This window comes from Candidatus Chlorohelix sp. (assembly GCF_037138995.1).
In the GTDB taxonomy this organism is placed as follows: domain Bacteria; phylum Chloroflexota; class Chloroflexia; order Chloroheliales; family Chloroheliaceae; genus Chlorohelix.
The window spans coordinates 36,877-57,052 of record NZ_JBAXHI010000002.1 but is presented as its reverse complement, the minus strand read 5'-3'; the positions used below and the strand labels follow the sequence as shown (position 1 = coordinate 57,052).

The 20,176-nt window shown below is 45.7% G+C and carries 19 protein-coding genes; 11 read left to right on the top strand and 8 right to left on the bottom strand.

Going from position 1 to position 20,176, the window contains the following annotated elements:
• Positions 1 to 1,746, bottom strand: coding sequence for a CapA family protein (locus WCK19_RS01430; protein ID WP_342395564.1), 1,746 nt, complete (start codon positions 1,744 to 1,746; stop codon positions 1 to 3).
• A 112-nt stretch (positions 1,747 to 1,858) separates the two neighbouring features.
• Complete coding sequence (locus WCK19_RS01425; protein WP_342395563.1) at positions 1,859 to 2,320, bottom strand: hypothetical protein; 462 nt, start codon at positions 2,318 to 2,320, stop codon at positions 1,859 to 1,861.
• 323 nt (positions 2,321 to 2,643) lie between these two features.
• On the opposite strand from WCK19_RS01425, the gene WCK19_RS01420 reads away from it, so the two are divergent.
• The 7 genes from WCK19_RS01420 (at position 2,644) to WCK19_RS01390 (ending at position 10,559) form a co-directional block, all read left to right on the top strand.
• Positions 2,644 to 5,139, top strand: a complete 2,496-nt coding sequence (locus tag WCK19_RS01420; RefSeq protein ID WP_342395562.1) for an HAD-IC family P-type ATPase — start codon at positions 2,644 to 2,646, stop codon at positions 5,137 to 5,139.
• Positions 5,140 to 5,457: 318 nt separating this feature from the next.
• Entirely contained in the window at positions 5,458 to 5,682 is a 225-nt protein-coding gene (locus tag WCK19_RS01415; protein WP_342395561.1) for a hypothetical protein, read from the top strand.
• Positions 5,683 to 5,910: 228 nt separating this feature from the next.
• Positions 5,911 to 6,936, top strand: a complete 1,026-nt coding sequence (locus WCK19_RS01410; protein WP_342395560.1) for a lysylphosphatidylglycerol synthase transmembrane domain-containing protein — start codon at positions 5,911 to 5,913, stop codon at positions 6,934 to 6,936.
• A gap of 57 nt (positions 6,937 to 6,993) precedes the next feature.
• On the top strand, positions 6,994 to 8,325 hold the full coding sequence (locus WCK19_RS01405; protein WP_342395559.1) for an FAD-binding oxidoreductase: 1,332 nt from the start codon (positions 6,994 to 6,996) through the stop codon (positions 8,323 to 8,325).
• A gap of 2 nt (positions 8,326 to 8,327) precedes the next feature.
• Positions 8,328 to 9,065 (top strand): SDR family oxidoreductase, encoded by a 738-nt coding sequence (locus WCK19_RS01400; protein WP_342395558.1) that lies wholly within the window; start codon positions 8,328 to 8,330, stop codon positions 9,063 to 9,065.
• Positions 9,066 to 9,205: 140 nt separating this feature from the next.
• On the top strand, positions 9,206 to 10,330 hold the full coding sequence (locus tag WCK19_RS01395; RefSeq protein ID WP_342395557.1) for a DUF362 domain-containing protein: 1,125 nt from the start codon (positions 9,206 to 9,208) through the stop codon (positions 10,328 to 10,330).
• 76 nt (positions 10,331 to 10,406) lie between these two features.
• A complete protein-coding gene (locus WCK19_RS01390) occupies positions 10,407 to 10,559 on the top strand; it encodes a hypothetical protein (RefSeq protein ID WP_342395556.1) in 153 nt (50 codons plus the stop codon).
• Positions 10,560 to 10,714: 155 nt separating this feature from the next.
• Here the strand turns inward: WCK19_RS01390 and WCK19_RS01385 are convergent, their stop codons facing one another.
• The 5 genes from WCK19_RS01385 to mdh all read right to left on the bottom strand — a co-directional run bounded on the left by WCK19_RS01385 (position 10,715) and on the right by mdh (position 15,279).
• On the bottom strand, positions 10,715 to 11,302 hold the full coding sequence (locus WCK19_RS01385; RefSeq protein WP_342395555.1) for a DUF1997 domain-containing protein: 588 nt from the start codon (positions 11,300 to 11,302) through the stop codon (positions 10,715 to 10,717).
• A 243-nt stretch (positions 11,303 to 11,545) separates the two neighbouring features.
• Positions 11,546 to 12,091: a hypothetical protein gene (locus WCK19_RS01380; protein WP_342395554.1), complete on the bottom strand. Its 546-nt coding sequence runs from the start codon at positions 12,089 to 12,091 to the stop codon at positions 11,546 to 11,548.
• Between the two features lie 63 nt (positions 12,092 to 12,154).
• On the bottom strand, positions 12,155 to 13,000 hold the full coding sequence (locus tag WCK19_RS01375; protein ID WP_342395553.1) for a methyltransferase domain-containing protein: 846 nt from the start codon (positions 12,998 to 13,000) through the stop codon (positions 12,155 to 12,157).
• Positions 13,001 to 13,183: 183 nt separating this feature from the next.
• Positions 13,184 to 14,206 carry a methyltransferase gene (locus tag WCK19_RS01370; protein ID WP_342395552.1) on the bottom strand — a complete coding sequence of 341 codons (1,023 nt, stop codon included), beginning with the start codon at positions 14,204 to 14,206 and terminating at the stop codon, positions 13,184 to 13,186.
• Positions 14,207 to 14,325: 119 nt separating this feature from the next.
• The gene (gene mdh, locus WCK19_RS01365) at positions 14,326 to 15,279 is read right to left on the bottom strand and encodes a malate dehydrogenase (RefSeq protein ID WP_342395551.1); all 954 of its coding nucleotides are present in this window, start codon (positions 15,277 to 15,279) and stop codon (positions 14,326 to 14,328) included.
• Between the two features lie 199 nt (positions 15,280 to 15,478).
• On the opposite strand from mdh, the gene WCK19_RS01360 reads away from it, so the two are divergent.
• A complete protein-coding gene (locus tag WCK19_RS01360; RefSeq protein WP_342395550.1) occupies positions 15,479 to 16,306 on the top strand; it encodes a class I SAM-dependent methyltransferase in 828 nt (275 codons plus the stop codon).
• A gap of 19 nt (positions 16,307 to 16,325) precedes the next feature.
• Here the strand turns inward: WCK19_RS01360 and WCK19_RS01355 are convergent, their stop codons facing one another.
• Positions 16,326 to 17,309 carry an alcohol dehydrogenase catalytic domain-containing protein gene (locus WCK19_RS01355; protein ID WP_342395549.1) on the bottom strand — a complete coding sequence of 328 codons (984 nt, stop codon included), beginning with the start codon at positions 17,307 to 17,309 and terminating at the stop codon, positions 16,326 to 16,328.
• A gap of 129 nt (positions 17,310 to 17,438) precedes the next feature.
• Here WCK19_RS01355 and WCK19_RS01350 point away from each other — a divergent pair, with 129 nt between their 5' ends.
• The 3 genes from WCK19_RS01350 (at position 17,439) to WCK19_RS01340 (ending at position 20,138) form a co-directional block, all read left to right on the top strand.
• Positions 17,439 to 17,990 (top strand): flavin reductase family protein, encoded by a 552-nt coding sequence (locus tag WCK19_RS01350; RefSeq protein ID WP_342395548.1) that lies wholly within the window; start codon positions 17,439 to 17,441, stop codon positions 17,988 to 17,990.
• A gap of 53 nt (positions 17,991 to 18,043) precedes the next feature.
• Positions 18,044 to 18,559: a DUF3090 family protein gene (locus tag WCK19_RS01345; protein ID WP_342395547.1), complete on the top strand. Its 516-nt coding sequence runs from the start codon at positions 18,044 to 18,046 to the stop codon at positions 18,557 to 18,559.
• A gap of 220 nt (positions 18,560 to 18,779) precedes the next feature.
• A complete protein-coding gene (locus tag WCK19_RS01340) occupies positions 18,780 to 20,138 on the top strand; it encodes an aminotransferase class III-fold pyridoxal phosphate-dependent enzyme (protein WP_342395546.1) in 1,359 nt (452 codons plus the stop codon).
• Positions 20,139 to 20,176 lie beyond the last annotated feature (38 nt).

Below are 20,176 nucleotides of genomic sequence, written 5' to 3'. Positions count from 1 at the left end.
TCAATTATGCCTGTAATACACATAAGGCTGACCCAGAAGCGTAGATAAAGCCGTAAAGTTACCGACTTCACTTCGATATAGCAACTCATAACCCCAACCCATCCAACGCCAAATTGTAAGATAACGCGCCGGAGTAGTGCGTTCATCCGAATAATTCCCCTCAAGCGCTACCAGTTCGTTTCCGCCATCGTCGGCAAGGTCAGCCAGCGCAAATTCCCTGATAGGGTCTGCCAACGCGGAGCCTGCCCAAACAGGGCGAAAAGCATCCCTTCTCCAGCCGTAAACAAACGGGTGGCTGCGATATTGCCCTACATCATCCCATCCATCGTTTTTCCACATGCTGAACATCAATTCAGGTCTGCCATCCTCGTCCGCATCTCCAAAATCAAAATGTTCAACTTGCCAGCCCGCTTTGCTTTCCCAAATCAATTTCCAGCCTGAGATATTCAAACCAAACCGCCACACCCGTAGCGTGCCATTCTTCAACTCAAGCCGTTCGTCCGTTTGCAATTCCTTGCTGAAATCCTCAACGGCGCGTCCGGTGGTATAACCGCCCTTGTCTGCCACAATATCCCTGACTTGAACGGTTCTTGAAACGGGCAAACTCGCCTTATCGGCTGTAGAATCACGCATATAGGCAAGCGCGGGAGCAGTTCGCCACTCGCTGCCATTCCAGAACGCCACTTCGGTAAGCGGCAAGTTAAGCGAATGTGCCGAAAAAGCCGTAAAAGTTGGTTCAAGCTCACTCGGTTTATAGTAATCCGGGCGGTTTGCTTCTATCTTAAGTGGAACAGCAGACACAGCGGATACTCCCCGCTTATCCAACTTTATGTAAAGTCCTGCGCTTTGGCGGGTTTCGGGCGGAAAACGACTGTCAAACACAAAGTTGCCGAGACTATATGCCACAAAAGTATGCGTAATAACCTCAAAATCGCCAACCACATGCGAATGTGCGCCTATAATAAGGTCTGCCCCTGCTTCAGAAGCCTGTGCAGCAAAATCGCGTTGGGTTGTAGAAGCCGACGAATTATACTCATCGCCCCAATGCAAAGCTACAATTACCACGTCAGCCTGTGTACGCGCTTCTTTAATAGCACCAAGTATCTTTTGCGGTTCAAGCAATGCCACCGGAGAATTAGATGCTTGTAGCCCATCCAGCCCGGTAGGATAAACCGAAGTAGCAGCAATAAACGCCAGCCTCAAACCGTTCCGCTCCATATACACAGTCTGATTTGCCGTTGCGGCATCCTCACCTGCTCCAACATACGCCACCCCCGCAGACTTTAAGCTGTTAATAGTATCTTGCAGACCCGCCCTTCCATAATCAAGGCTGTGATTATTGGCAAGCGTGACAATATCAAAGCCGTTTCGTTTTAATGCGCCCGCAGATTCAGAATCAGCCGGGAAAAGATAGCCACCTGAACTAGCATTTGAACGGTTCTCAGGCGCAACTATAGGCGACTCAAGGTTGCCAAAAACCAAATCAACGCCCTTCCTCAGCTTTGGCATAACCGCAAAGGGATAGTCGCTTTTCTCAGGCGATATTGCAGAAGATAATGCCACATCCCTGCCCAACATCACATCCCCCACCGCTAACAAAGTGACTTGAGCATCAGGCTGAGGTAATAGCGGTTCAGCATGGGCTTTTGGATGGTACGCGCTAAACCATAAAGCAATCCCTGCCAACAAGTACAACAGCAGCGATGCAAAACCTATTCCTGCTTTTTTCAGAATATCATTACGCATAATACTCATAAATCCCGGCGTAGTTGTTAATTCACGCTCTTATGTCTATCTTACATCAATAAAAACGAAATCTTCAATTATCCTTGTGCGCCAATCCGGCATTGGTTTTCAACTACACCGTATCGCCTTGAATATACATTCCATCGAACAAACGATTTTTCAAATATTGCTCGGCAACCTTAAAAGGTTCGCGCATACGCTCTTGCTCTTTCGATTCTTCTTTAACCCATAGCCAATAGAAGCTGTATTGTTTGGGAAACGAGAAATTTGTTACGGTGAGTTTCTTTTTATGCACCGAATCAGGACGATTTGAATCAGAGGCTGTGCGGAAGGCTTGATACAAATGTGCCTGAAGTATCAACACTCGCCACAAAATCGGCTTTGTTTCAGGGTGGAAATCTTTAAACATTATTCGGAGCGATTCGAATTTTTGGGAAATGCTCGTTTCCCCGCTGGAGAAATCTGTTACAAATTCACTGTAACTTTTGCGGCGCTCTTTACCCAAATTTGGGTCGTACACAATAAAGGCTTCTACAACTTCATCAATCTTGGTGCGATGGATACCTTCGCCCATTCTTCCCGTTCTCTTCCTTTATCGAGTAGCCGATAATCTTCAATCTTTTGTGGTTGGAGGAACATTTTCTTACTACTTGCGGACGATATTCTTTCTTTTTCACTCCAGCTATTTTAGCAAAGAATGCCCTTTTTAGTTCACCAACGGTATCAGACCTGACCCTAGTCTCAGGACATCAGCCAAACTCTGAGAAAGATTGTATAATTGAAAAAGAGAAGGTTTCACCCAAATATAAGGTAAAGTCTGTCTGGCTACTAATTAACCGTGTGGCAGCAACCCTAAACCTTGTATTTCGATCCAAATCCTTAAGGAGTGCTTTAAGTATGGATATACCTGCCCAATCCCCAGTTTCTACCCTTGGACTGTCGGAAGCTGAAGTTGAAATTCGTCGTAAAAACGGTCTTGGGAACAATGTCAAAATCCAAACCAGCCGCACTTACGATCAAATTATCCGCGAAAATGTTTTTACTTTTATCAATAATATTATTTTCATTATCGGAGCACTCCTGCTTTTTGTAGGGCTTATCAACGATGCCATTGTTTCGGTCAGTGTTATTTTAATTAACGTAATAGTTAACGTAATTCAGGAGATAAATGCCAAACGTAAACTTGACCGTATCAGCCTGCTTACCCGTCCTAAAGCAACCGTATTACGGTCAGGGCAGCAAAAAAATATTGATCCTAGTGAAATAGTAATCGGGGATGTTTTGTTACTGACCCCTGGAGACCAGATTGTGGTAGATGGTAGGATGGTGGGAGAAGGCACGCTAGAAGTAGACGAATCACAACTTACCGGCGAATCAGACTTAATCAAAAAGAGAGCCGGAGATAAGGTTTACTCTGGTAGCTTCTGCGTTACTGGTTCGGCTGCTTACGAGACTGAAAAGGTCGGTGGGGATAGCCTAGCCAATCAGATTACCGCAGGCGCCAAAGCCTTTCGCCGGGTGCTGACCCCTTTGCAGATTGAAGTCAACCTAGTAATAAAAATTCTAATAATTTTGGTAGCCCTTTTTACAATTATCCTGATAGCCCAAACCATTTTATTGGAATTGCCTCTGATGGATAGCGTGCGAGTGGCTGCGGTATTGGCTGGGTTGGTGCCAAACGGCTTATTTATGATGATAGCTTTAGCTTATGCCATCGGGGCTGTTCGAATCGCTGGTAAGGGGGCATTAATTCAGCAAGCCAATGCGGTCGAGTCACTAAGTAATGTAGATATTTTATGCCTAGATAAAACCGGCACTTTAACTTCAAATCAAATCCAGCTACATTCACTTTTTCCTTTGGAAGTAAGTGAAACCGAATTAAAGCGCATTGCAGGGATTTATGCTGCCAGTACTCCGGCAGGTAATAAAACCAACGAAGCCATTAAAACGGGGTGTGGCGGTAGCCCTTATCCCTTTCTTGAACATGTGCCTTTTTCCTCAGAACGCAAGTGGAGCGCTTTAGCATTTGAGCAGTCTGAACTTAGGGGCGTGTATGCGCTTGGCGCCCCCGAAAATCTAACCGCTTCTGTAAGCATAACTACTGAAATCCAGTACCTAATTGACACAGGAACCGAGCAGGGGCTTCGGGTATTGCTGTTGGCATACTCTCCCCATCTCTGCCCCCTCTTTGAGAACGGTTCCCCGGTTTTACCTTCTCTCATTCCCCTAGGTGTACTTTGGTTTCACGATATATTGCGGGCTGAAGCCAAAGAGACCCTAGCTGCTTTTGCTGCTGAGGGCATACAGGTAAAAATTATCTCAGGCGATAACCCTCAGACCGTCGCAGCGCTGGCAATCCAAGCGGGACTACCGACGAGTATTAAAACCATTTCAGGTCCCGAACTGGACAATTTAAGCCAATCGCAGCTAAGCGATATAGCCGAGGAAACCACCATTTTTGGGCGCATTCGCCCTCAACAAAAAGAAATTCTGGTAAGCGCCTTACGAAGCCACGGGCATTATGTGGCAATGATTGGGGATGGCGTAAACGATGTTTTGTCCTTAAAAAAAGCTAACCTAGGAATTGCTATGGAAAGTGGTAGCCAGGCTACCCGAAGCGTAGCTGATGTGGTGCTACTGGGGGATTCTTTTGCGGCTTTGCCTCATGCTTTCCGGGAAGGCAACCGTATCCGCAATGGAATGCAGGATATTTTAAAGCTATTTTTGGTGCGGGTACTGTTTGTAACCCTTTTAATAATCTATACCGGTCTTATTCTGGGAATCGAGTTTTTCCCCTTTACACCAACTCAAAGCTCTATTTTTGTTTTACTCACGGTAGGTATTCCGGTTTTTGGACTAGCTCTCTGGGCGCCTTCAGGAACTTCACAGCGGGGTAGCACTATATTTCCCCTCCTCCACTACGTAATCCCAGCCTGTTTTATGCTTAGCCTAGCATCACTAGCCATTTATATTGGCTATTGTTATTTCCAGCTCGAATCAATAGCCGGTGATTTCCAACTACTTGATGTAATCAAATCTGTGGTTCCAGTTGCCCAGAGCGGTCTGGTGACTTTTACCCTGTATTGTGGCTTGCTGCTGGTGATATTTGCCCAACCGCCCCTTAAAATCTTTGTAGGAGGCGATAGACTTAGCGGCGATTGGCGACCTACAATATTAGCAGGGGCAATTCTCGTCGCTTATTTCGTAATAATTTTAGTTGACCCACTTCGTAAGATTTTTAATCTACAAGTTTTACCGTGGGTGGATTATTTGATGCTAGGAGGGTTGGCGGTTCTGTGGGCGGTGATTATGCAAATTATTTGGCGCTACAAATTACTGGATCGCTTCCTGAAAGTTGACCTTAAAGGTCCAACTAAAACCGACTGGCAATAACGATTGGCAGCATACCCGGAAATAACATAACGAACGTTTGCACTCAGAAAGCCCCCGTCTCGACCAGTAATAAATCCATTTATAGCTCAGTTTCATTTGAAATTGCCAATCGTGACGGGCAAATTACATTTCAGGGTAATATTATTATCAATGCAAATTGGGTTCTCCCGCACTTAATGTAAAAGACAGCTATTGAAAAAGTGCCTTCCTGCCCCTATTTCTATAGAAGATGCCATGGTTTTGTAAGCTAAGTTGTAAGGTTACGGCGTTATAATGGCTTACAAAAGTTACTGTAGAAAAAGACTAGGATAAGACATTATGAACTCGCAAAAAAACCTTGATGTGGAAATGCTGAAACAAATCAGACATTATTATCATGATATTAATCAGCCACTAACCACAATAATTCTGCTCTCTGATATGGGAGCCAGTTCTGACGGGTTGACCATACAAGAAGCTAAGGATTTGTATGAAGCGGCACTCAGCTGCCGGGAATTACTTGCAAGCTTCAATGATTATATCGAAACGCTAGATATTGAATAGAATTGCACAACGTTAATTTCCGTTTTATATAGTCCTTTGGGACTGTTTTTGTGCGAATACAGACTTATTAGTTCCCATTCCTAGGGCTGAGAGTTCAGAGCTTGCGTCCGAAATAACATGCCAAAAATGCTATAATACATGCCATAAAATATAACTGAAGAATTGGTGAGCATATTTCTGTTGGTTTGCTCTTGCGTGGCACTGCTCTACATTTTTAGAGGTTAGCTCTTGGAACAACTTTCGAAGGTTCGTGGCAAGCTTTTTATCTCCATGTTATTGGGAATCCTAGTTTGGGTTCTTATTGCCATCATCGGAGATTTAAACAAAACGCTGGATGCACTGAAGCAATTCCAGTGGTGGGTACTGATTCCAATCCTTTTATGCACCTTTACCAATTATGTGATTCGCTTTCTGCGGCAACACTATTATCTTAAAGTGGTGGGCGGCGGTGCGGAAAAAATAACGCCCCTCGAAAGCGCGATTGTCAGCTTTGGCAGCATGTCAATGGCAGTCACCCCCGGCAAATTGGGCGAAGTGCTTAAGAGCTTTCTGATTCAAAGGCTAAACGGCACACCGATAATGGTTACCGCTCCCATTGTAGTAGCCGAACGGTTTAATGATGGACTGGCTATGCTGGTACTCTCCTGTACTGGCTTTTTTGTGTTCGATAATGACATATTCAGGCTGGCAATATTGCTGGTCTTTCTTGGTTCGTTGACGCTATTTCTTTTGGTGCAATGGCGTTGGCTGGCAAACAAGCTTCTGATGGCGTTAGGGCGTATAGGTTTTTTGAGCAAGCGCATCCATCACCTTCAAACCTTCTATGATAGCAGTTACAGGCTGTTCAAGCCGCAAGTGCTGGTAATAGCATTGCTGATGTCAATTGTGGGCTGGTTTGGGGAGTGCTTTGCCTTCTATCTGGTAATGTTGGGGTTGGGGCAAAAGGCGGATTTCGACCTTTTGCTGGCTTGCGTTTTCATCATGGCAGCGGCAAGTTTGGCAGGAACGCTTTCATTTTTGCCGGGCGGTTTGGGCGTAGCAGATGGCTCAATCGGTGGGTTGCTGGCGTTGCTGGTGAAAGGTGTGACAGGCGGGGTTGCTGCCGCCGCAACCTTCCTGATACGCCTTTGCACACTCTGGTTTGGGGTATTGCTGGGAATTGCCATCCTCTTTATTTTTAGAGAACGTTTCCAGAAGCCTCAGAATAAACAAAATGAGTCGCCCGAAACGCCGAGCGCGTTAGAAGCGTTATAAAACGGGCAGGATTGTTCGCGCCTGTGTAATATAAAGTTGAGGTCTTAAGTCTTAATAATGCAAAAATATGAATCATGGGGTCGCTACCCTTCGGCAAAGCCGGAGACAGTAAAGCCTGTTTTCTGGCAAGAAGAAATAGCCAACCTGAATTTTTCCTCTAAATCGCTCTTGCCTTACGGTTTTGGGCGTAGCTATGGCGATAGTTGCTTGAATGAAGGAGGGGTTTTGCTAGATACCTCCGGGCTAAACCGCTTCCTCTGCTTTGATGAAATAAACGGACTTTTGCGCTGTGAGGCAGGCGTTTCGCTGGCAGAAATCCTCGAAGTAATTGTACCAAGAGGCTGGTTTTTACCCGTCACGCCCGGTACTAAATTCGTATCGGTGGGCGGCGCAATCGCTAACGATATACATGGCAAAAACCATCATCGGGGTGGCACTTTCGGGTGCAACGTTACGCAGTTTGAGCTTTTGCGCTCTAACGGTGAGCGTTTCATCTGTTCGCCCACTTCTAACTTAGAATATTTCCAAGCTACCATAGGCGGGCTGGGATTAACAGGTGTAATCTTGTGGGCTGAATTTAAGCTCAAGCCCATCCAAAACGCCATTATTGATGTGGAAGAAATCCGCTTTGAAAATATCGAGGAGTTCTTTGAGATTTCGGCGCAATCTGACCGGGATTTTGAATATACCGTCTCGTGGGTAGATTGCATTGCCACCGGAAAGAATCTTGGGCGTGGCGTATTCATGCGCGGCAACCACAACCAATCCAAATATCAATCCAAAGAGGCAGTAAACAAGAAACTGCCCGGAACAGTGCCGCTAGATGCCCCTGAGTTCCTGCTAAACGGGCTGACCATGAAGGCTTTTAACACTACCTTCTACCATATCCATCTGCAAAAGCGGCGCAATAAAACCGTACCCTATGACCCTTTCTTTTACCCGCTCGATAAAGTTGACCGCTGGAACAAGCTCTACGGTAAACGCGGTTTCCTGCAATACCAATTTGTAATTCCAAGCAGCGACAATCACCTCGCTATCCGTGAGATTCTAGGACGTATCAGCGATTCGGGCGAAGGCTCGTTTTTGGCAGTTCTGAAAGAGTTTGGGCATATAAAATCACCGGGAATACTTTCTTTCCCGCGTCCGGGCGTGACTCTCGCGCTGGATTTCGCCTTTCACGGAGATAAAACTTTGCGACTTCTGGAAGATTTGGATGGCATAGTAAGGCGCAGTGGTGGCGTGGTCTATCCTGCCAAAGATGCCCGGATGAGCGCGGAAAATTTCCAGCAATATTACCCGAATTGGCGAGAGTTTGAGCAGTACATTGACCCTAAATTCTCATCCAGTTTCTGGCGGAGAGTAACCTCCAACGGACATATCAAAGGATAAAGATGAATAAAGTTCTGATATTAGGCGCAACCTCCGCAATTGCCCACGAAACCGCCAAGCTTTTCGCACGTGAGGGCGCACAGCTATTTCTGGTGGGGCGCAACCCTGAAAAGCTTGAAACAGTTTGCAGCGACTTGAAAGTCAGAGGCGCGAAACAGGTAGAAAGCCTTGTACTCGACCTCTCGGATACTACAAGCCACGCTGCATTGGTGAGCAAAGCCATTGCTACGTTAGACGGTTTGGACGCGGTACTTATCGCGCATGGCACGCTTAGCGACCAAAAGGCGGGCGAAGCAAACGTCCAATTAGCTCTCCAAGAATTTAACAATAACTGTGTAAGCGTTATTTCGTTGCTTACTATCCTTGCCAACCATTTTGAGAAGCAAAAACGAGGTTGCATTGCTGTAATCTCCTCGGTGGCTGGCGACAGAGGGCGACAGAGCAATTATGTTTACGGCGCTGCTAAAGGCGGCGTGAATACCTTCCTGCAAGGGCTACGCAATCGCCTTGCCAAATCCGGCGTAGCGGTACTAACCATCAAGCCCGGTTTCGTGGATACGCCCATGACCGCACACTTGAAAAAGGGCTTGCTCTTTGCCAGCGCGGAAAAGGTAGGCGGCGATATTTTCAGCGCAATGCAAAAGGGTAAGGACGTGCTTTACACCCCGCGCTTCTGGCAACTGATTATGCTGATTATCCGGCATGTACCTGAGCCTATCTTCAAACGTCTCAAACTGTAATTTGATTTTTACTGTTGCTAAATATGGAGTAAAATGCAAGGAGAAGATTTGAATCTTCTCTTTGTTTAGCATGCAAAATTTTTGCGTTTGCCGGATTTGCCGAATTATAAGCAACTTTCCCGCAATGAAAGGAGCATTTAATGGCTAAACGCGCTAAAGTGGCTGTAATCAAAACACGACCAGAAACCGTTCTCGAAGATTACGAGCAGTTAATGAAGTTGGCTGATTTTGAGCAGCATCTCCCCCGTGAGAATACCACCATCTTGAAGGACAATATTAGCTGGCACTTCCCCTTCCCCGGCGCAAACACCACACCGTGGCAAATGGAAGGGGTTACTGTAGCTTTACGCAAAGCAGGTTTTAAAGATATTTCCTGCGTGCAGAACAAAACGGTAGTGACTAACGCCTTCAAAGGTGAAGACCTCAATAACTATGTGCCGATTTTCAGAAAGTACAATATCCCGGTGTTGTACAATTTCAAGCCGGAAGATATAAACTGGGTGCGCTACCAGCCCAAAGCAAAAATGCTGGTACTGGATAAAATCTTCCCGGAAGGAATCCACATCCCCGATTACTTCTTCGGCAAGAACATCATCCATTTGCCAACGGTAAAATGCCACATCTATACCACCACCACCGGAGCAATGAAAAACGCTTTTGGGGGCTTGCTCAGTACCCACCGTCATTATACCCATACATGGATTCATGAAACGCTGGTGGATTTGCTGGCAATCCAAAAAGAGATTCATTCCGGTATCTTCGCCGTAATGGATGGCACTACCGCCGGAAACGGACCGGGACCGCGCACGATGTATCCGGTTATCAAAGATTACATTCTCGCCTCAGACGACCAAGTCGCAATTGACGCGGTTGCCGCCAAAATGATGGGCTTCGACCCTATGAGCCTTAAATACATTCGCTTGGCGCATGAAAGAGGGCTGGGTGTGGGAGAGATGAGCGAAATCGAGATAGTGGGCGCGGACATTTCGCGTGAAAATTGGGGCTTCACGGTAGGAGATAACGGCGCGAGTCGGGTGGGCGACCTCATGTGGTTTGGTCCGATGAAGCGTTTTCAAAAGCTCTTTTTCCACACCCCACTGGTAAATCTATTTATTCTAGGGAGTGAAATGTATCATGATTATTATCGCTGGCCCCGCAAAGATCGCCTAACTTTTGAAAAGTGGAAAAAAGAAACCACATGGGGCAACCTGTTCAATGATTATCTCCAGAAAGGGAGTCTAGCCGAACCATTGGCAGAGGTATAAACGAAACCCTAGTTCGAGAAAATGTATTGAAAAGCGGGTTGGGGGATGCTAAAGTTTACCAAATGGCGAACTAACGATGTTAAAGGGTAGCGAAAGCTTAAAGGTCTGGGTTTTTGGTCCAGCCGATGCCGAATTCATCCATCAGTTAGCCGCTAACGACCCGACGGTTACGTCTTTATTTAAGTCCGGCGATGCCCTGATATTACTAGATTTCTCAACCAAAAGTTAGGAAATAGGGGGTTATGCAACTCCCCCGAAAGGTTTGGATGGTATCTCAAAAGTTGTGTAATGGAAGAGCAACTGAGTTCAATTAGGTCGGTCATTACATAAGAATCGGGATACCATCCAGCTTCTGCAAAGAGTTAGGCGGGGGTTACTTATAACTTACAACCCTGCTTTTATTATTCCATCTAACTTCGACTGATTTTGCATTCGCCATTTAGGGAACTCTCGCGGTAAAGCTAAAGCCATTTCATCTCCAACGCTATTCATCTTGTAGCTCATAACCTTGCTACCCAATTTTGAGAGGGCATTAGTAGGCAGATAGCGCAAAAATTGTGGTACTTCAACTTCCAATCTTATTTGCGCTTTGTAATGTATGTCGCAGCGTTTGCCATTTTGGACGAATTTGGCATAACCGGTAAACTTTCCGGTAAAAAGAGATTCCGAATGTGTGCTGCGGATTTTTTTCATTTCTTCCGAGCTTACAGACACAGGTAGAAATTTTAGCACGTTCCCGTCCAGTTTTTCAGGGCGAATATCAAAAAGAACGTGCATTTTGTAGCCTGCCACTACATCGGCAGAATAGAACATGCGATATTTATCTTCTGAGAGTTGAAGTACCTGTTCGACCTGTGGCATACGGGGCAAGGTATAATCAAAATCACATAGAAAAGCATAAACAACTTCTATTGGAGCTTCTATCTTAAAAATTTTTGAAAACACCCCATCAACGCCCATGATAAATGTCATAAAATAAAACCTAACTCCTATTTTTATCTAAGACGAACCTTCCAACCCTGAACTGAAATAGCTGTTTGAACAAGCGAGATACGGCAGTTCTGATGAATCATAACAGGTAACAAAGTTATTCCAATGAACTATTTTACTCTGATTCTTCCGGTAACACTATTATTTACGAGTTAAAAAAACAAATAGAAGCGACTCAATCGAATCGCTTCTACTACCTGCATTTTATTCCAAATGGTTCAGCAGTTATGCGGTAGCTAAAACATCTCTGTTTATTATCTCATCAACGCGGGTAAACAATTCGCGGGGGATTTTGCGGGTTTCGCCCGTACCTAGGCAGAAACAATATGTACCTTTTCCCGCAAGACGTTCGACTGTCACATGAAAATCGCCGGCAACTTGAACCGAATCCATATAGCTCTGCACCATCACATATTCATGCCCTACAATCTTCATAAATTGCTCGGTTAGGTCGCTTGTAATTCCTTCAACGGGCAAGCCCGGACCAAAAACCCGCATTTTAGCACGCAAACCATAGTTGGTGTAAGACGGAGCAGGTATCAACAATATCAAAGCTGGTGCATGCCCTACCGGAGCGTTAAAGCTGAAATGTGCTACATCATCACCTTCGCCTAAACGTCCGTAAACAGCTTTTGACATTTCCGGTTGTTCTAGTTTGAATGGCTCATCTGGATTTGCGCTACCGTTATCATTAAAAAATGGTACATGCAAACGCAAAGATTCGATTATCCCTGCAAACATAAGTCCAAGAAATACCACAATTCGCCACATAAATTATCCTCCTGATAAAATTTTTATGAATCAACCACCTATAATCGCTTATCCGGTTGTAATTCAGGGCTTTACAGCTATTACATTTATCGGATACATAATTTCGCGGAAGCCACGCTCTGTAGTTTGTGCATATATCTCATTCTTTATCTCATCCATTATCGAATCCGTTTGCTCCTGACTTAGCCCTGCCGACCAATAAGCATTAGTTGAACGGAACATCGTGACAATTAATTCGGGTGGGATGTACTGGTAGCTTTGCCTTGCCCACACATCATTTATTTGAAATCCGGCTTCTTCAACCAAATTTTCAACCGCTGTGACAGTATTCCAAGCTTCCGCACTATCATGCCCGTATGCGGTTCCATAGCCAATCGGTGGAGTTAAATTGTATTTAGATAGTACGCGGCGGCGCACACTCATTTGGTTTTCACGCGCTCCTGCCCCCTCGAAAAGCAAAGCGATACGCCCACCGGAAACTAGCACTCGGTTTAGTTCTTGCAAAACCTTTGCCCGGTCTGTCATCCAATGGAAGGCATTATGACTGATAACAAGGTTAAAAGAATTATCTTCAAGCGGTAATTTATGCCCGTCACCTTCTAACCAAGTTATAGGGTGATCAATTTGAGCCGCTTCAGCCCGCGCATTCTCCAACATTTGAGGAGATAAATCTAAACCTACTATCTTTCCAATCTGAGGGTATAGTTCCAAAAGCATAAATATACCAATTCCAGTGCCACAACCCAAATCCAGCACTGAGTCTCCGACATTCGGAACCGGATCAAGGTCAACCAGCAAATGTCTTACACTGGAACGTTGGAAATCTCCTCCCGGTGTACGGTGATACATATTGGAAGCGCCTTTGTAAGCCGCCTGTATCCGGTCTTTCTCAGATGAGTGTGTGTGCATTATTAATATCCAATCAGCAATCTAAAGATTTTCTGGCAATTAAAAGCAATAAACATTAAGGAGTTGCTTTCAGTAACTTAGCGCTTGAATTAATAATCGGAAGTATCTAATGCTACAAGCTAGTCAGGCAAGGTCAAATTGGCGGGATAGCAGAGCAAGCAAAGAGGTAGGAAGCATAATAATTTATACAAACGGTTTGTGAGCTACCAGTAAATCAGATTGTTCTGGATAAGGCAAAGAGACGGTTTCAAAGGAGCGAAACCCGACAGTTTGTAACCAGTCAATTAATTCATCGAGAATTTGCGCCCCCCCTGCTTCGGTGGATAACAACATATGCAAATCATAAATAGTAGCTTCAAGTGGGCTTGCCCGGTCAGGACCAAGATAAAAGCCTCGAATTACAACCACACCACCGGGTTTGAGTGCTCTATATACTTTTTGTAAAAGGGCTAGGGCATTAGGTGGGGTTTCACTGACGAGTACCCCGAAAAGCAACGCCATATCAAAACCATTACCAAGCTCATCTTTCCTGAAATCACCTGCCTGTACTTTGACTCTATCGGTAACACTTGCTTGCGTGATAACCTCAAGGGCTACGGCAGCCGCTTCCGGTAATTCAAAAACGAGCGCGTCTAGCTTTGGATATTTTTCTGCCAACGCAATGCTATATCCGCCATGACCTCCGCCTACATCTATAACATTAGCAATTTGTGCGTCCTGATGGGGGAAATAAGGCGCAAGCGCGGCTGCAACCAGCGGACCAACAAAACGAGCGGTATCGAGTAGCGCCATTTCAAAATTACGCACCCATTGAGTATTATTCTCTTCATGCAGATTTATATCTGGACGCTTACCGCTCTTTACTGCTGCCGTTAGGTGAGACCAACGGCGATAAAAAGCTCCTTCACGTTTTAAAACATTGCCCATATAGCGAGGCGCATTTGGCAAAAGGCAATCATGAGCCAAGTCTTCCGCGAAATACAGGTCGCCATTCTTACCGAGCAGTTGCAGCGCGACTGCCGCATTCAAAAGCCGCGCCATAGCAGTAGGGTTAGAACTCGTCAATTGTGCCAAGTCTTCCGCGCTAACGCCTTCTTCTTTTAGATGCTCAAACACGCCCAATTCAGCGCAGCTTATCAAAACCTGAGCAGTGCGATAGCCTTTTAGCAAATCCTGTAAATAGCGGCGATTATCCGGTTGGCGCATAGGGTTTATCCTCAACTAAAGGTTACAATCTATAAGAATTTTAACCGCATTGCCGAAAACTGGCAAATAAAAACCCCTTCCTCAAAAGAAAGGGGTTAACAAGCAAGCAATCTCAGATTCTAAAGACCAATATCAGTAACCTTAAGACGAATTATTTCTACCAATTCGTTTACTGCGGCTGCGCTTTTCTTAAGAGCAGCATCTTCCTCAGCGGTCAATGTAATCTCGATGATTTGCTCAACGCCGTTAATTCCGAGTTTGCAGGGTACGCCTACGAACAAACCGGAGATACCATATTCGCCTTCCAACAAAGTAGCGGTGGGCATAATACGCTTCTTGTCCAACAAGATGCTATCCACCATTGCTGCTGCCGAAGAGGCAGGGGCATAATAGGCGCTGCCGGTTTTGAGCAGGGCTACAACTTCTGCGCCACCGTTGGCGGTGCGGTCGCAAATTGCCTTAACTTTTTCTTCTGGTAGAAGCTCAGTAATCGGGATACCAGCAACGGTGCTATAGCGCGGTAGCGGAACCATTGTATCACCATGCCCGCCCAGTACAAAAGCGTTTACATCTTCAACCGATACGTTCAGAGCTTCGGCTATAAAGTGCTTGAAACGAGCCGAGTCTAGTACCCCTGCCATACCGATTACGCGGTTCTTGGGAAAACCGCTGGCTTTCCAAGCAAGTTGAGTCATGGCATCAAGCGGATTGCTAACTACTATAATAATGCAGTTAGGGGAATATTTAACCACGCTTTCGGTAACTTGTCTTACGATACCGGCGTTGGTATTAATCAGGTCGTCACGGCTCATACCGGGTTTGCGAGCAATACCACTGGTAATAACCACTACATCGCTATTGGCGGTTTCTTCATAACTGTTTGAGCCGATTACAAGGCTGTCGTAACCTTCAACCGGACCGCTTTCGCGCAAATCCAACGCTTTACCTTGCGGCAAGCCGTCTATAATATCCACCATCACTACATCATAGAAATCGCGCTCTGCTAACCGCTGTGCAGTTGTTGCACCCACGTTGCCTGCGCCTATTACCGTAACTTTTTTGCGTGCGCCCATTATTTGCTTCTCCTTTGCCGAAGTATCTTTTCCTATTTTTTCTTCTATAGTTTGCAACAAAGTTCACAATTTCGGTCAATTTTAGCGCAACGCTATTCAGTTTGCAAATTGGGTTTTTGGATTATGCCCATAGTAGCAACGATTAAGGTAAAATAGCAAGGATTTTGAATATATATCTTTTATTTTAAAGGAGTATTTTATGCCGGGTATTTCTTTTGATAGGGCAGCGGATTTTTATGATGACACCAGAGGATTCCCGGATGGTGTGCCGGAAAACATTTGCAAAGCGCTGATTGAATATACATCTGCAAATATTACTACGCGCTTTCTGGAATTGGGTATCGGGACAGGGCGCATCGCTTTGCCCTTTATCAAGGCAGGTTATGATTTTACCGGAGTGGATATTTCACCTGAAATGCTGAAACGACTTGAAAACAAACTGGCAGAAGAACCTGAAATATCCGAATATCGCCACAAACTGCGATTGGGAGACGTAACCGCACTTCCCTTTCCTGATGACAGCTTTGATATTGCAATAGCCGTACATGTAGTACATCTGGTAAGTGACCTAGCAGCGACTCTTAAAGAAGCAAAAAGAGTGTTGCGTAAACCGGGAGGTCGTTTGATAATTGCCCATGAGGAGGCTGTTGAAGAAGCAGGCAAGTTATCACCAGAACAAGCGGTACGACAGAAATGGGGCGGAATTTTGGAGGGCTTAGGTTCTGACCTAAGAAAAAAACGCGAGAGAGCATGGAAAAGCGAAGAGGTTAGTATCTCACATTTGCAAGAGTTGGGCGCAAAAATCGAGAAAACTAATCTGGTGCAGTTTGAGGTGAAACCGCTATCACAGCGTGAAATGGCGAATCGGCTTATAAATCGCATGTACAGCAGCGATTGGGAGCATTCGGATGAAATTCACACGCAAGCGGTAGTCCAGCTTAATAATTGGCTGGCTAACGAGGTGGAACATCCCGACAAACCTTATAGAGGCAAGGTCAATTTCCGCGCAATCATCGCCCGTTGGTAATACGCCTTTCCGCTAGGTTTTAGATATTCAGCAATACCTTAAGGCTAGAATGACCAAAAGCATGTTCAAAAGCTTTCAAGCCTTCCAGCAAGGGAAACTCAAAGCTAACCATCGAATTTAAATCAACTAACTTGCGTTCCATGAGGCGCAATGCCGCGTCAAATGGACCACAGCGCGAACCAAGCAAGGTAATTTCATCCACCACATATAGACTCATCGGCACTGCTGGAGCGCCATGATAGGTGCTTTTCAGGACTATCGTTCCGCGTGGGCGGACTAAAGCTTTAGCGGTTGCCAGACCCACTTCATTGCCGGTACACTCTACCACCAAATCACATTCGCCCCCGACCTGTTCACGAATATCCTTTCCTTCTTCAGGCTTTATATAGCGTACTCCCTGACGAGCCACAACTTGCCCTTTTTCGGGATGGCGACCTAGCACAGTTAAATCAGCCCCACTCAAGCGCAATACCTGAGCTACCAGCAAGCCAAGTTTGCCATCGCCGATTATCGCAACTTTATCGGTGGGGCGTACATGTAGTTGATATAAAATCTGGCAAGCGGCTGCCAACGGTTCGGTAAATACTGCCATTTCATCGGGGATGGAGTCAGCAACCGCAAAGAAATTGGCAACAGGCAAACGCAAATATTCGGCAAAAGCTCCATCGCGACCTACTATTCCAAGAGTAGTTCGATTTGGGCAATGGGTATGCCTACCAGATAGACAGGTTTCGCAACGGTAGCAAGCGGCGTTAATATCGCCAACCACGCGCTTACCAAGCCAATGCTGGTCAGATGACGCGCTAACTTCCTGTACCACCCCCACAAATTCATGCCCCAACACCCCGTGAAAATCCAGATAGCCTCTTGTAATTTCAAGGTCAGTATTACAAATACCCGCCCGAGTCACTTTTATAATTGCCTCACCGGGTGCGAGTTGTGGCTCAGGATAATCAGTTTTTAGTTTTAGAATTCCATCATGGTCAAACAATAAAGCTTTCATCACAAATAATCCTCTCGTTTTAGCTTTAGCCACAAACTGCACTACGTTGTATAATTATAAAACAAACTTGGAGGCGACACCACGAAACCAATGGAAAGTTTCGCAAGAGAGAGGAATTCATCAAGAGTAATGGGTAAAAAACAGGAAATTGACATAGGTTATGCTACCCGAATGCTCCAGCATAGTCCGGTTTGTCTGCTAACGGTTGCCGCAAAAGGGAAAACAGATATTGTGCCGGTAGCATGGCTAACACCGTTAAGCTTACAACCTCCATTAATAGGAGTAGCTATTTCCCCGCGCCGTTATAGCCACGATTTGATTAAACGAGCAGGAGAATTTGTGCTTAACATTGCTCAAGGGGATATGGCACGACAAATCGAGATATGCGGGTCATGCAGCGGGGAAGACACCGATAAATTCCAACGCGCCGGGTTTAACCTTGCCGAGCCTAAACGAGTCAGCACGCCCTTAATTGAGGAGTGCTTTGCCGCAATCGAATGTGGTTTGATGGAAATGATAGTCCTCGGTGACCATACTCTCTTTGTAGGGCAGGTCTTAACAGCTTGGGCAGACCCAAAAGCATTCGATACTTTCTGGAAACCGGAACAACCTGAAGGGCAGACTCTACAACATTTCGGCGGCAGTTATTATAGTATAGTCAAAGAAAAATTCGTGGTATAATACCGTTCCATATAGCTTGGGAGATACCTACGCAGAGAGGAGATTCTTCAATAATGGCGGACGCACTACATGATTTTGGTGCTATAGATGAATTAAAACCGGAAGCAATTGGGATACCGGGTAATCGTCGCTTCAGAGTTCTATTCCGAGAAGGAAAACGCGCAGCCTGCTGCTGGATGGAAAAGGAGCAACTCGGCGCTCTTGCTGACGCAATAAAGGAATTGCTGGAACAATACGAAGGCGGAAAGAACTATAAAGACCCGTTAGCTACAGGAATATATCCTGAACCATTTCAAGTTGAAGCGCAAACCGGGCGATTAGCGCTTGGCTATAATGATGAATCAGAGCTATTCATTATTTACCTCTACGACCTTGAATCGGAACAACAAGCAATTGACAAAGCCACCACGCAAGAAGAAGCCGAAGAGTTGGCGAACAATATTCTACCAATTATCCGGGTAGAGGCTTCACGTTCTCAACTAGAAAAGTTTTATCGGGAAGCAGCGCAAGTAATTAGCTCTGGACGAGTACAGCACAGCAAGAACGGGCATATTCCCTACCAGAATTAGTAACAAATCTGAGTAAAGCAAAGCTCCCCTTTTAGGGGGGTTTTCTTTTTGAGCGAAATGCGGGCAAGCAGCAAATATAGGTAGCCTAGTAGATGCTTACTTTCCCCTTCATTGCTATAATGTTAAACGTACTGGCAATAAATCTTATGAGGAATTGGCGGCGCAAGGGTTTGACCAACGCCGGGCAGACTCAAAATTGTTAAACAACAGGAGGATGGCAATGAGCATCGAAGAAGTAACAGCTTCAATGTCAACAGACGAAATTTTACAGGCTTGCCGGGAGTACACCTTGTATGATTGGGCAGCGCAAGCCTCAGTCAAACCGCTGGCAATCTCCCATGCTAAAGGCGTTTATCTCTGGGATACAGATGGCAAACGTTATCTTGATTTCAATTCACAGCTAATGAATGTCAATATTGGGCATTGCGATGAGCGAGTGATACGCGCTGTTTCAGAACAAGTTGCAAAATTGCCCTATGTGATTCCGGGACATGCGACCGAACCCCGCGCCGTATTGGGAAAACTACTTAATGAATTAACCCCTGCCAGCCTCAGTAAAGCCTTCTTTACCAACGGTGGAACGGAAGCGGTGGAAGCAGCAATTCGCATCGCCCGCACCTATACCGGACGACACAAGATTATTGCACGTTACCGCAGTTATCACGGCGCAACATTTGGGGCAATGTCCCTGACAGGCGAACCGCGCCGTTGGTCTTCCGAACCGGGTATGCAGGGTGTAGTGCGCGTGCTTGACCCATACGAATATCGCTGTAATTTCTGCAAAGGTGAAGGCGCATGTAATATGACCTGCCTCAACCATGTGGAAGAAGTTATCCAGTTTGAAGGTCCACAAAATGTAGCGGCAATAATAATGGAAAGCGTAACCGGAACAAACGGAATTATCATCCCACCAGACGGCTATTGGCAGGGTTTGCGCCAGCTTTGCGACAAATACGGAATCTTGCTTATTGCAGACGAAGTAATGGCAGGGTTCGGACGCACCGGAAAATGGTTTGCCATCGAGCATTGGGGCGTACAACCGGATATGATGACAATGGCAAAGGGCATAACATCGGGATATGTACCGTTGGGCGCATTGATGGTATCACCCGCTATAGCCGAAAGATTTGAAAACTCGCCAATACCCTTTGGTCTTACCTACAACTCCCATACATTAGCATTAGCTACCGCCATTGCCACAATCAAAGTTTACAAGGAAGATAACCTGATTGAGAATGCTGCAACGGTGGGGAAATTCCTGAAAGCCGAGTTGGAGAAACTGCGCGACAAACACCCTAGCGTGGGAGATGTGCGTGCAATTGGGCTTTTCTCGGTTCTGGAACTGGTAAAGGACAGAAAAACCCGCGAGCCATTGGTGCCGTTTAATCCCAAACCAGCGGAAATGGTAGTAATGAACCAGATTAATGGTTTCTTGCGCCAGAACGGAGTGCTTGCTCTAGTTCGCTGGAATAGCATTTTCTGTAACCCCCCGCTATGTATCACCGAGGAGCAATTGCAGGAAGGTTTGATATTATTGGATCAGGCGTTAGACATTGCCGACAAATCGCTCGAAAATTAGATTTTTCTCTACAAAGAGTTGCAAACCGGACGCAGTTC